Source organism: Burkholderia sp. BCC1640, from assembly GCF_902833125.1.
Classification (GTDB): domain Bacteria; phylum Pseudomonadota; class Gammaproteobacteria; order Burkholderiales; family Burkholderiaceae; genus Burkholderia; species Burkholderia diffusa.
Genome location: NZ_CADFEF010000004.1, coordinates 186,467 through 198,775 on the forward strand (window position 1 = coordinate 186,467; position 12,309 = coordinate 198,775).

The window sequence follows — 12,309 nt, forward strand, 5'->3', positions numbered from 1 at the left end:
CTTCTGATGCGTTGTGGTTGTTCGAGGGCCGCCACGGCTAGCGGCAAGGGAAACGGGGCGGCGTCACACCCCGAGCAGGTCGTGAAGGATCGGCATCTTGCCTTCCAGTTCGGATGAGCGGAAATGCTCGACGATGCGGCCATGTTCCATCACGTAGAAGCGATCGGCGAGCGGCGCGGCGAAGCGGAAATTCTGTTCGACCATCACGACCGTATAGCCGCGCGCCTTCAGCGCGACGATCATTCGCGCGAGCGCCTGCACGATCACCGGCGCGAGGCCTTCGGAAATCTCGTCGAGCAGCAGCAGGTTCGCGCCGGTGCGCAGGATCCGCGCCACCGCGAGCATCTGCTGCTCGCCGCCGGACAGCCGCGTGCCCTGGCTCTGCCGGCGCGACGCGAGGTTCGGGAACATCGCGTAGATCTCGTCGAGCGACATCGCGTGCTCGCGCGGCCCGATCGGCGGCGGCAGCATCAGGTTCTCCTCGCACGACAGGCTCGAGAAGATTCCGCGCTCCTCCGGGCAATAGCCGACGCCGAAATGCGCGATGCGATGCGTCGCGAGGCCGATCGTCTCGTTGCCCGCGACCTTGATCGAGCCGCTGCGCCGGCCGGTGAGGCCCATGATCGCGCGCAGCGTCGTGGTGCGGCCCGCGCCGTTGCGGCCGAGCAGCGTGACGACCTCGCCGCGATGAACGCTCAGGTCGACACCGTGCAATATGTGGGATTCCCCATACCAGGCCTCGAGACCCGTGATCTCCAGCGCGGGCGTGCCGCTTTCGACGCCGCTCAATTCGCGTTCCTCCCGTTCGCTGTGCTTCATGCGTGCGCCCCCGCGAGCGCCGCATCGGCGCTGCCCATGTAGGCCTCGATCACCAGCGGGTTCTTCGACACTTCCGCATACGACCCTTCGGCCAGCACCTCGCCGCGCTGCAGGACGGTGATCGTGTCGGAGATGCCCGCGATCACGTTCATGTTGTGCTCGACCATCAGGATCGTGCGGCCGCTCGCGACCTTCTTGATCAGCGCGGTCACGCGATCGACGTCCTCGTGACCCATCCCTTGCGTGGGCTCGTCGAGCAGCATCAGTTCGGGTTCCATCGCGAGCGTCGTCGCGATCTCGAGCGCGCGCTTGCGGCCGTATGCGAGCTCGACCGTCGGCACGTGCGCGAAATCGGTGAGGCCGACCTGCGTGAGCAGGTCCATCGCGCGATCGTCGAGGCGCCGCAACGTGCGCTCGCTGCGCCAGAAGTGGAATTCGGTGCCGAGCGCGCGCTGCAGGCCGATGCGCACGTTCTGCAATGCGGTCAGGTGCGGGAATACCGCCGAGATCTGGAAGGAACGGATGATGCCGCGACGTGCGACCTGCGCGGGCCGCTCGTCGGTGATGTCGATCCCGTTGAAGACGATCTGGCCGGCCGTCGGCGTCAGGAATTTGGTGAGCAGGTTGAAGCAGGTGGTCTTGCCCGCGCCGTTCGGTCCGATCAACGCATGGATCGCACCGCGGCGCACACGCAGGTTGACACCGTTCACGGCGGTGAAGCCCCTGAATTCCTTCGTCAGTCCGCGTGTTTCGAGAATCGTGTCGCCGAGAATCATGTTCCCTTCCGTACGAAGTCAGGCGAAGCACCGGGAAGATTCGCGCAAGCGACCGCGAACAGAACCGCGGATCAGCGGGCTGCCCCCGGGGCGCCGTATTACGCCTCGAGGGTGGTCTCCCGCGCCGACGCGTATGCACACTGCGCAACATTGTCGCGCCGTTGGTGCAGTGCAATCATCGGGATTTGCACTTATAGGGCTGGCCGCCATATAGGACGCGGCTGAGCGCGGATTTCGACGCGTTTTTTTTGACACGCGCATCATCGACGGCCGCGCGCTCGCACGACGCGTGCCTGCGCGAACGCGGGCACGTTACGCTGCGCGTCATGTCGTCGCGCAACAAGAAGACTGCGAGCAATGCGCGGCGTGCGTGTCGTCGATCCGTTGCGATCCGCACGCGCCAGCTTGTTTCGCATAGCGAATCAGCGGGCACCCGGATGACGGCCCGCTGTCGCGCGTGTCAGCGTGGCGTCATGCTGCCGTCACCGCCGCTTCCGTTCGCACCTGTGTCGCGTCGTGCGCGGCACGTCGATCGGCGCGGATCATGTCGCTCGCGCGCTCGGCGATCATCAGCGTCGGCGAATTCGTGTTGCCCGACGTGATGAACGGCATCACCGATGCATCGACGATCCGCAGCCCCGCGATGCCGCGCACGCGCAGCCGGCTGTCGACGACGGCGCGCGCGTCGTCCGCACGCCCCATCCGGCACGTACCGACCGGATGGAAGATCGTCGTACCGACCGCACCCGCCGCTTCGATCAGTTCGGCTTCGGTCTGGTACCGCGTGCCGGGCAGGATCTCCTCGGGGCGGTAGCGCGCGAGCGCCGGCGCGGACGCGATCCGGCGCGTGAGGCGCAGCGCATTCGCCGCGACATGACGATCGTGGTCGGTCGACAGATAGTTCGGTGCGATCGACGGCGCCGCGCCCGCATCGGGGCTCGCGATATGCACGCTGCCGCGCGAGCTCGGCCGCAGATGGCAGACGGACGCCGTGAAGGCGTTGAAGCCGTGCAGCGGCTCGCCGAAACGCTCCAGCGACAGCGGTTGCACGTGGTATTCGAGATCGGGGCGCGTGAGCGCGGGATCGTCCGGATCAGACTTCGCGAACGCGCCGAGCTGCGACGGCGCCATCGACATCGGCCCGCGCTGCAGCAGCGCATATTCGGCGCCGATCATCAGCTTGCCCCACCAATGCGCGGACAGCGTGTTCAGCGTGCGTACGCCTTCGACGCGAAATGCCATCCGCAACTGCAGGTGATCCTGCAGGTTCTCGCCGACACCCGGCAGATCCTGCACGACGTCGATGCCGAGCGCCTGCAGCCGCGCGCCCGCGCCGATGCCCGACAGTTCGAGCAACTGCGGCGAATTCACCGCACCGGCGGTGAGCAGCACTTCGGCGCGTGCACGCGCGACGTAGTCAGTGCCGCCGCCGCGATATTCGACGCCGACCGCGCGCCGCCCGTCGAAGATCACGCGCTGCGCTTGCGCGCCGGTGATCACGGTGAGGTTCGGGCGGGTCATCGCGGGCCGCAGGAACGCCTTCGACGTATTCCAGCGCACGCCGCGCTTCTGGTTCACTTCGAAATAGCCGACCCCGGTGTTGTCGCCGCGGTTGAAATCGTCGGTCGCCGGGATGCCCGTCTGCTGCGCGGCCTGCGCGAACGATTCGAGGATCTCCCAGCGCAGCCGCTGCTTCTCGACGCGCCAGTAGCCGCCCGCGCCGTGCGCCTCGCTCGCGCCCGCGTGGTGGTCCTCGCTGCGCTTGAAGATGGGCAGCACGCTGTCCCACGACCAGCCGGCGTCGCCGGTTTCCTGCGCCCAGCCGTCGTAATCCTCGCGCTGCCCGCGCATGTAGATCATCCCGTTGATCGACGAGCAGCCGCCGAGCACGCGGCCGCGCGGATACGACAGCGCGCGGCCGTTGAGCGCCGCCTCGGGCTGCGTCTTGTACAGCCAGTCGGTGCGCGGATTGCCGATGCAATACAAATAGCCGACCGGGATGTGGATCCAGTGATAGTCGTCCTTGCCGCCGGCTTCGAGCAGCAGCACGCGGATCTCGGGATCCTCGGTCAAGCGGTTCGCGAGCACGCAGCCCGCGGTGCCCGCGCCGACGATCACGTAATCGAATTCGCCCTCGAGCGTGCGTTGAGTACTCACGAGTGTCTCCATGGATTGTTGTGTATCGCGCATGCGATTCCGCGCGTCGTTTTCAGCATAGTGCGTCACGGGCGGCGATGCGGTCGATGAAGCGTACTCCGGCCGCCCGCCGCCGATCCAATGAGTTATGCTGAATCGCGTTATAAGCTGCGCTCATATCACGACGATGGATCTCACCCTGCTCCGTGCGTTCGCGACGGTCGCCCGCGAAGGAAACCTGACGCGCGCCGCCGTGCAGTTGCACCTGACGCAGCCGGCCGTCAGCCTGCAGATCAAGCATCTGCAGGAAACGCTCGGCGTCACGCTGTTCACGCGCACGTCGCGCGGGCTTGCGCTCACGCGCGACGGCCAGACGCTGCTGCCGCACGCGGAGCGCGCGCTGGCCGCGGCCGCGGACGTGCAGCGCGCCGCTGCTGCGCTGCGCCACGAGGTGCGCGGCCGGCTGCGGATCGGCACGATCCTCGATCCCGGCTTCCTGCGGCTCGGCGGCTTCCTGCGCGCGCTGGTCGAAACCCATCCGCAGATAGAAACTGCGTTGCGGCACGGGATGTCCGGCTGGGTGCTCGAACAGGTGCGCGCGCAGGCGCTCGACGTCGGCTATTACATCGGCCGGCCCGGCGAGGACGATCCGCGCGACGACGCGCTGTTCCACACGGTCACGCTCACGCACTTCCAGTACCGCGTGCTCGCGCCGGCCGGCTGGAAGGAGCGCGTGCAGCGCGCGCACGACTGGCGCGCGCTCGCCGCGCTGCCGTGGATCTGGACGCCGCCGGCGTCCGCCCATCACCGGCTGCTGTCGCGCCTGTTTGGGGCGGCCGGCGCGCAACCGGTGAAGGTCGCCGAGGTCGACCAGGAGCAATCGATGCTCGATCTCGTGAAATCTGGGATCGGGTTGACGCTCGCGCGCGACTCGACCGCGCTGGCCGAAGCGCACGCACATGCACTGACGATCGTCGAACGCGTGACGGTGCCGACCGAACTGACTTTCGTGACGCTCGCCGAGCGGCGCGCCGAACCAGCGATCGCGGCCGCCCTGCGGCTGATCGAGACCCAATGGGCGATATGAGCGCCGCTGATGCCTGTGCGGCCGGTCGCGCACCGGGCGTCGGACTTCGGCACCCGACGCGCAGCAGATGCCCGATCGATGCCCGCAAGTGACGGGTGTTATCGCGAACGGGCGCGAATCTCCGCGGCGCGTCGCCGCGTCCCGCCTTCCCGTCACGCCACCATCGCAGGCTTTTTGCTAGATTGTGCCTTCGCACACCGCGAGACCCCTGATTGAAGGAGACCCGCATGGCCCGCAACATCGAGATCAAAGCCCGCGCCCGTGAATTCGACCGGCTGCGCGAACAGGCGGCCAAGCTCGCCGCCGAAGCACCGCTCTTCTACCGCCAGCAGGATTTCTTCTACGACGTGCCGCGCGGCCGGCTGAAGCTGCGCCGCTTCGAGGACGGCACGCCGGCCGAACTGATCTTCTATCAGCGCGACGACCGTGACGGCCCGAAGGCGTCGTACTACACGCGCAGCCCGGTGACGAACCCGGACGCGATGCACTCGCTGCTCGCGACCGCGCTCACCACGCGCGGAATCGTGACGAAGGAACGGCACGTCTACCTCGTCGGCCGCACGCGGATCCACCTCGACCGCGTCGACGGCCTCGGCGACTTCATCGAACTGGAAGTGGTGCTCGGCCCCGACGACGACGAAGCCGGCGGCGAAGCCGAGGCCCATGACGTGTTCGCGAAGCTCGGCGTGGCGCAGGAGGATCTCGTCGCGGTCGCGTACGTCGACCTGCTGAACGCCGACGCACGATCCGAAGCGGCCTGATCCGGCCCTGTCCGCGGCGGCGCCTCGCGCCCCGCCGCCGGCCCCGCCGCCGCGTCAGGCGGCGCCGGGCGCCAGGTGCGCGAGCGGCAGCGCGCCGTTGCGCTTGAAGGTCGTCAGCACGATGTTCGAGCGCACGCTGTCGACGCCCGGCACGCGCATCAGCTTCTTCATCACGAACTGCGACAGCGCGTTGAGATCCGGCGCGACGATCCGCAGCAGATAGTCGGCGTCGCCGACCACCGCATGACATTCGAGCACTTCGGGCAGCACGTCGATCTGTTGCTGGAACTGCTCGATGATCGAATCGCCGTGGTGCTTGAGCTTCAGGCTCGTGAACGCCGTGACGCCGAGCCCGAGCTTTTCGGGGCGCAGCATCACGCGGTAGCCTTCGATCACGCCGGCCGCTTCCAGCCGCTGCAGCCGCCGGCCGATCTGCGACGGCGACAGCGGCACCTCCTCGCCGAGCTGCTGGTGCGTCGCGCGGCCGAAGCGCTGCAGCACGTCCAGAAGCGCGAGATCGAAGTGATCGAGTTCCAGCATGAGCATTCTCCGCATTGATTCCCATTTTGATGCGCGATTATCGCATCAATAAGCGAATTCACGCCATCTTTGCGCCCATTCCGCATGTCGCCCGCTCTACACTTGCATGGTTCCCAACCACAGCGTGCAGAGCCTCACCATGTCCACCGTCGTCACCGCGAAACTGCAGGAGCAGTTCGACGCGGGCCTCGAAACCCGCGCCGATTTCACCATCGACCAGCCGCTCGAACGCTACGGCCAGGTCGACCACGCGGTGTGGCGGCAGCTCTATGCGCGCCAGTCGGCGCTGCTGCGCGGACGCGCATGCGACGCGTTCGTCGCGGGGCTCGGGAAGATCGACTTGCCGGCCGATCGCGTGCCGTCGTTCGCCGACGTGAATCGCCAGCTGAAACCGGCCACCGGCTGGGAAATCGTCGCCGTGCCGGGCCTCGTGCCCGATCGCGTGTTCTTCGAGCACCTCGCGAACCGGCGGTTTCCGGTCACCTGGTGGATGCGGCGCCCCGATCAGCTCGATTACCTGCAGGAACCCGACTGCTTCCACGACCTGTTCGGCCACGTGCCGCTCCTGATCGAGCCGGTGTTCGCCGACTACATGCAGGCATACGGCCGCACCGCGCTCGCGGTGGCGGACGACGAAGCGGCACTCGCGCGGCTGGCGCGTCTCTATTGGTATACGGTGGAGTTCGGGCTGATTCGCGACCCGAACGGCACGAACGGGCTGTCGATTTACGGCGCCGGGATCGTGTCGAGCAAGGGCGAGAGCCTGTACAGCCTCGAAAGCGCGGCGCCGAACCGGCTCGGTTTCGACCTCGAGCGCGTGATGCGCACGCGCTACCGGATCGACACGTTCCAGAAGACCTACTTCGTGATCGACGATTTCGCGCAATTGTTCGCGCTGGCCGACGTCGACGGCCGTGCGCTGGCCGACCGGCTGCCCGCGCTGCCCGAATTCCCGGCCGGCGCGGTGGTCGACGGCGATCTCGTGCTGCATCGCGGCACGGGCGAAGGCTGGCCGGACGACGCCGACGCGTAAGTCCGCGGGCCATGCCGGCGTGATTCGCGCGCCGGCGCCCGCCCCCTCCCAATGTCCGTCCCCGGATGGCCGTCCCGCAACTATGAAACAATGACCGTTACCGGCTTTGCCGCGTGGCCCTTGCCCGCGTGCGGGCGCCGTTACCGAACGAGGTGCAACATGATCCACAAGCTCACATCAGAAGAACGCAAGACCCGGCTCGAAGGCCTGCCGCACTGGACGGCCGTGCCGGGCCGCGACGCGATCCAGCGCAGCCTGCGCTTCGCCGATTTCAACGAGGCCTTCGGCTTCATGACGCGTGTCGCGATCAAGGCGCAGGAAATGAACCATCATCCGGAATGGTTCAACGTGTACAACCGCGTCGACGTGACGCTGTCGACCCACGACGCGGACGGCCTGACCGAACGCGACATCGCGCTCGCGACGTTCATCGACCAGGTGTGCGCCCACACGGAACCGGCCGCCTGAGACGTTCCTCTACCGCCGCGCGTCTTTCGACGCGCGGCGCGTCAACTTTTCATTTCGATGAACGTTTTCTAGGATGTACTCAGCGAAAGCCTTCAGCTTTCCAAGCCATCCTTAAGGCGCACGTAAGTCTCGTACGCTTTCCGCGCCTTGGGGTCCAAACCTTCCAGTTGCAGCGCGCCTTCGCGCTGTACAATCAGCAGCGCATACGGCTTGGAGAGCGCGCTGGCCTCTTCGCAGAGTTTGAGTTCGTCGCCGCTCGACGGCGAGCGGGCGCGCCAGAAATTGATCGCGGCTTCGAGGTCGTGAATCGAAATATCGGACATGATTGGATTTAATCGTTCGCTGGCCGCCATGCTTGATTGTCAGGCGATGCGGCGCCCCTGTGGAAACGGCGTCGTGCTGTCCGCGTGCCTGAACCGCCAACCCATTGTACTTGAGCGAACTTCATGCGACTCCTTCTGATCGAAGACGACCGCCCCATCGCACGCGGTATCCAGAGCAGCCTCGAGCAGGCTGGCTTCACCGTCGACATGGTGCATGACGGCATCTTTGCCGAACAGGCGCTGGCACAAAACCGCCACGAACTCGTGATCCTCGACCTCGGCCTGCCGGGCATCGACGGAATGACGCTGCTCACACGCTTTCGCCAGACCAATCGCCACACGCCGGTCATCGTGCTGACCGCGCGAGACGAATTGAACGACCGGATTCAGGGCCTGAACTCCGGCGCCGACGATTACATGCTCAAGCCGTTCGAGCCGGCCGAGCTCGAAGCGCGCATCCGCGCGGTGATGCGCCGCAGCGGCCCGCACAGCGACATGCCGCGTCCGGAAGTGTCGCTCGGCGGTGTCCGCCTGTCGGGCGTCGATCGCCGCATCTTCAACGACGACAAACCGCTGGAACTGTCGCCGCGCGAATTCGCGGTGCTCGAAATGCTGCTGCTGCGTCATGGCCGTGTGGTCAGCAAGGCCCAGCTGCAGGATCACCTCACGCACTTCGGCGGCGATCTCGGCGACACCGCGATCGAAGTCTACGTGCACCGGGTGCGCAAGAAACTCGAGCAGTGCCGTGTCGAAATCGTCACGGTGCGCGGCTTCGGCTACCTGCTGCAGGAAATCCGCCAGACCGCGAGCGTCTGAGCGGCGCCGCACGCCGGCCGGCCGCGTGCCGCCGGCAAGCCGCCCTGCCCGCGTCGCCGTCCGACGCACGTCCGCGCCGCTCCCCGTGAGCGGCGCTTATCCATTTGCCCGTCGAAATGTCTTCTGATCCGGCTGTCACCACCAGCCTGCGCCGCTCGCTGCTTCGACGCCTCGCCGCGCCGCTGTCGATGCTCGCGCTGATGAGCGGCCTGATTGCCTACTGGCTCGCGTGGCAATACACGCAACACGTGATCGACCGCTCGCTCGCCGATCTCGCCACCGCCATCTCCAAACAGATCCAGATCGCCGGGCCGGACGCGCCGTTCACGGTGCCACCGCTCGCGCAGGCGATGTTCTCCGATCCGGCGGAGGCGCTGATCTACCGGATCAGCGACGGCGAACAGGAACTCGCCGGCGACCCGAAGCTGCCGCTGCGCGGCATCAACGTGCGCCGCATGCATCACGCGTACGTGTTCGAGGCCGAGTACGACAATCGCGCGGTTCGCGTCGCGCAGGTGCGCGTCGACGATGTCGAAGGCGGCAAGCCGATGGTGGTCGAGGTCGCGCAGCCGGTGCGGCACCGCTACCGGATCGCGGCCGAATTCCTCGTCGCGATCATGATGCCGCTGCTGCTGTTGCTGCTCGCGGGCTGGGGCATCGTGTGGCGGGTCGTGAACCAGCAGCTCGGCCCGCTCACGCATCTCGCCGATTCGCTGAACCGGCAGACCCATACGTCGCTGGAGCCGGTCGACGAGACCGACGTGCCGCTCGAGATCCGGCCGCTGACGAGCGCAATGAACGCGCTGCTCGGCCGCCTGAAGACCGCGCTCGACGCGCAGCGCAAGTTCATCGCGGACGCCGCGCACCAGTTGCGCACGCCGCTCACGGCCGTGAAGCTGCATGCCGAGCAGGCCGCCGTCGCGCGCGACCCGCAGCAGACCTACGCCGCGGTGCGCGAACTGCGCGCGGCCGCCGACCGCGCGGTGCGGCTGTCGAACCAGTTGCTGTCGCTCGCGCGTGCGGAGCCGGGCGAACAGGCCGCGCGTTTCGTCGACGTCGATCTGGCCGCGATGGCGTTCGAGACGGGCGCCGAGTGGGTGCCGCGCGCGCTCGCATCGCATGTCGACCTCGGCTTCCAGCGCAGCGACGATCCCGGCGAAGACGAGACGCTGAACGTGCGCGGCAACCCCGTGCTGCTGCGCGAAGTGATCGCGAACCTGCTCGACAATGCGCTGAAATACGTGCCGCTCGCACGGCCGGCCGGCGCGCGGATCACGGTGAACGTCGCGCGCGGCGCGCTCGAGGACGGTCAGCCGGCCGCCGAGATCGTCGTCGAGGACAACGGCCCGGGCGTGCCGGCCGGCCAGCAGGCCGACCTGTTCAAGCGCTTCTTCCGCGGCGATGCGCAGAGCGGCAACGGCGTCGAGACGGGCGCCGGGCTCGGGCTCGCGATCGTGCACGACATCATCGCGATGCACGGCGGCACGGTGTCGTACGAGGATGCAGCGGAAGGCGGTTCGCGTTTCGTGGTGCGGGTGCCGCTCGCCAAGCGCACCGCGAAGCCGGCGAGCGAGACGCCGGCCGCCGCGCCGACGCACTGAAGCGCGCGCGCCAGCCAGTATCGGGCGGGACGGACGGCCGCGCGGCGGCCATCCGGTGAAGGTGAAGCAGCCGCGCACGATGCGCGGCCGCGCCGGTCACTTCTTCTTTTTCTTGTCCTTCGCGCCGGACTCCGACTTCCGGTCCTTCTTCTTTTTCTTCTTGCCGTCGTCGTCGGGCGTGGCGAGTAGCGTGCCGCGACACGCGGCCGTGCCGCAATGGCACGCGTATTCGCGCTTGAGCTTCTTCGTCAGCTTCTCGTCGATCACGAGGCCATAGTCGTAGAACAGCTCTTCTTCCGGCCCGATATCGCGCAGCGCGTGGATGAACACGCGTCCCTTGATCTCCTCGGCCTCGCAGTTCGGCGCGCACGAATGGTTGATCCAGCGCGCGCTGTTGCCGTCGATCTTGCCGTCGATCACGCCGCCCTCTTCCAGTGCGAAGTAGAACGTATGATTCGGCTCGTTCGGGTCGTGCGGATGGCGGCGCAGCGCTTCCTTCCACGAAATTCGCTCGCCCTTGTATTCCACTACGCGTTCGCCGGCCTTGATCGGCTCCACCGCGAACACGCCCTTGCCGTGTACTCCCGAGCGGCGCACCGAGATCCTGCGTGAACTCATCGAACGAATCCTTTGAAGACGACTTGAATGGAAGACGGCCGCGTTTGCGTCCTGCGCGGCCCTGCGTCGCGCGAAACGAAAACGCGGCACCGGTCGGTGCCGCGTCGGGGCATGCGGCGAATCACCCGCATCCTACACGTTCACGATTGCTTCGTTCAACATCGCGCGCAATATCGCGCGCATGACGCTCAACGCTGGCCGAATGCGATGTCGCCGAACAACGTCTTGTGCTCGCGCGGCTGCGAACGCCAGTACTGCGGCGGCGCCGAAACCTGCGCGCCGAGCTCGGCGGCCGCATGCCACGGCCAGCGCGGGTCGTACAGCATCGCGCGCGCCATCGCGACGAAATCGGCGTCGCCGGACTCGATCAGCCGGTTCGCATGCGCGGGCTCGTTGATGAGGCCGACGGCGATCGTCGGCATCCCGACCGCGCGCTTCACCGCCTGCGCGAACGGCACCTGGTAACCGGGCGACAGCGGAATCTTCTGCAGCGGCGACACGCCGCCGGACGACACGTCGATCCAGTCGCAGCCGCGTTGCTTCAGTTCGTGCGCAAACGCGATCGTATCCTCGAGTTCCCAGCCGCCCTCGACCCAGTCGGTCGCCGACACGCGCACGCCGACCGGCCGGTCCGCCGGGAACGCCGCGCGCACGATCTCGAAGATCTCGAGCGGAAAGCGCATCCGGTTTTCTCGCGAGCCGCCGTATTCGTCGGTGCGCTGGTTCGAAAGCGGCGACAGGAACTGATGCAGCAGATAGCCGTGCGCCGCGTGCACCTCGATCGCATCGATGCCGAGGCGCGCCGCACGCTTCGCGGCCGCAGCGAACGCTTCGCGGATCCGGTTCAGGCCGGCCGCGTCGAGCGCGAGCGGCGGCGTCTCGCCGTCCTTGTGCGGTGACGCCGACGGCGCATGCGGCAGCCAGCCGCCATCGGCGACGGACACGAGCTGGCCGCCCTTCCACGGCACCTCGCTCGACGCCTTGCGCCCCGCATGCGAAAGCTGCATCGCGACCCGGACCGGCGAATGCTTGCGGATCGCCCCCAGCACGGGCTTGAGCGCCGCTTCGGTCACGTCGTCCCACAGGCCGAGGTCGCCGGCCGTGATGCGCCCGTCGGGTTCGACGGCGGTCGCTTCGATGCAGAGCAAGCCCGCGCCGGACAGCGCGAGATGGCCAAGGTGAATCATGTGCCAGTCGGTCGCCTCGCCGCGCTCGGCCGAGTACTGGCACATCGGGGAGATCACGATCCGGTTCGGAAGGGTCACGCCGCGCAGCGTGAACGGAGAAAACAGCGCAGTCATGGATGCCGCTCGCCAGGAAAGGGAAAGAGC

Annotated in this window: 13 protein-coding genes; 6 read left to right on the forward strand and 7 right to left on the reverse strand. The window is 67.4% G+C overall.

Features of this window, described 5'->3' with window-relative positions:
• Positions 1-63: 63 nt before the first annotated feature.
• The 3 genes from HWX25_RS06780 to HWX25_RS06790 all read right to left on the reverse strand — a co-directional run bounded on the left by HWX25_RS06780 (position 64) and on the right by HWX25_RS06790 (position 3,752).
• Entirely contained in the window at positions 64-819 is a 756-nt protein-coding gene (locus HWX25_RS06780) for an ABC transporter ATP-binding protein (RefSeq protein ID WP_059465973.1), read from the reverse strand.
• Positions 816-1,595: an ABC transporter ATP-binding protein gene (locus tag HWX25_RS06785; protein ID WP_040142748.1), complete on the reverse strand. Its 780-nt coding sequence runs from the start codon at positions 1,593-1,595 to the stop codon at positions 816-818. Before HWX25_RS06785 ends, HWX25_RS06780 begins: the two co-directional genes overlap by 4 nt.
• Before the next feature lie 471 nt (positions 1,596-2,066).
• Positions 2,067-3,752 (reverse strand): GMC family oxidoreductase N-terminal domain-containing protein, encoded by a 1,686-nt coding sequence (locus tag HWX25_RS06790; protein WP_059814669.1) that lies wholly within the window; start codon positions 3,750-3,752, stop codon positions 2,067-2,069.
• 166 nt (positions 3,753-3,918) lie between these two features.
• Here HWX25_RS06790 and HWX25_RS06795 point away from each other — a divergent pair, with 166 nt between their 5' ends.
• Together HWX25_RS06795 and HWX25_RS06800 are read left to right on the forward strand one after the other, a co-directional pair.
• The gene (locus HWX25_RS06795) at positions 3,919-4,818 is read left to right on the forward strand and encodes a LysR family transcriptional regulator (protein WP_175907815.1); all 900 of its coding nucleotides are present in this window, start codon (positions 3,919-3,921) and stop codon (positions 4,816-4,818) included.
• A 227-nt stretch (positions 4,819-5,045) separates the two neighbouring features.
• The gene (locus tag HWX25_RS06800; RefSeq protein WP_059531241.1) at positions 5,046-5,579 is read left to right on the forward strand and encodes a class IV adenylate cyclase; all 534 of its coding nucleotides are present in this window, start codon (positions 5,046-5,048) and stop codon (positions 5,577-5,579) included.
• A 54-nt stretch (positions 5,580-5,633) separates the two neighbouring features.
• Here HWX25_RS06800 and HWX25_RS06805 read toward each other — a convergent pair whose 3' ends face one another.
• Positions 5,634-6,119, reverse strand: a complete 486-nt coding sequence (locus tag HWX25_RS06805; RefSeq protein WP_006408082.1) for an Lrp/AsnC family transcriptional regulator — start codon at positions 6,117-6,119, stop codon at positions 5,634-5,636.
• Between the two features lie 106 nt (positions 6,120-6,225).
• On the opposite strand from HWX25_RS06805, the gene phhA reads away from it, so the two are divergent.
• Positions 6,226-7,152, forward strand: coding sequence for a phenylalanine 4-monooxygenase (gene phhA, locus HWX25_RS06810; RefSeq protein WP_175907817.1), 927 nt, complete (start codon positions 6,226-6,228; stop codon positions 7,150-7,152).
• A gap of 90 nt (positions 7,153-7,242) precedes the next feature.
• A complete protein-coding gene (locus HWX25_RS06815) occupies positions 7,243-7,620 on the forward strand; it encodes a 4a-hydroxytetrahydrobiopterin dehydratase (protein WP_279610107.1) in 378 nt (125 codons plus the stop codon).
• A gap of 92 nt (positions 7,621-7,712) precedes the next feature.
• Here the strand turns inward: HWX25_RS06815 and HWX25_RS06820 are convergent, their stop codons facing one another.
• Positions 7,713-7,943, reverse strand: a complete 231-nt coding sequence (locus HWX25_RS06820; RefSeq protein WP_006756491.1) for a DUF3717 domain-containing protein — start codon at positions 7,941-7,943, stop codon at positions 7,713-7,715.
• Between the two features lie 123 nt (positions 7,944-8,066).
• Between HWX25_RS06820 and HWX25_RS06825 the strand changes: the two genes are divergently transcribed.
• Entirely contained in the window at positions 8,067-8,759 is a 693-nt protein-coding gene (locus HWX25_RS06825; protein ID WP_006401494.1) for a response regulator transcription factor, read from the forward strand.
• A gap of 116 nt (positions 8,760-8,875) precedes the next feature.
• A complete protein-coding gene (locus tag HWX25_RS06830; protein ID WP_059531258.1) occupies positions 8,876-10,360 on the forward strand; it encodes a sensor histidine kinase in 1,485 nt (494 codons plus the stop codon).
• A 96-nt stretch (positions 10,361-10,456) separates the two neighbouring features.
• Here the strand turns inward: HWX25_RS06830 and HWX25_RS06835 are convergent, their stop codons facing one another.
• Positions 10,457-10,978, reverse strand: coding sequence for an SET domain-containing protein-lysine N-methyltransferase (locus tag HWX25_RS06835; RefSeq protein WP_175907818.1), 522 nt, complete (start codon positions 10,976-10,978; stop codon positions 10,457-10,459).
• Positions 10,979-11,166: 188 nt separating this feature from the next.
• Complete coding sequence (locus HWX25_RS06840) at positions 11,167-12,279, reverse strand: NADH:flavin oxidoreductase/NADH oxidase (protein WP_175907820.1); 1,113 nt, start codon at positions 12,277-12,279, stop codon at positions 11,167-11,169.
• Between the last annotated feature and the right edge of the window lie 30 nt (positions 12,280-12,309).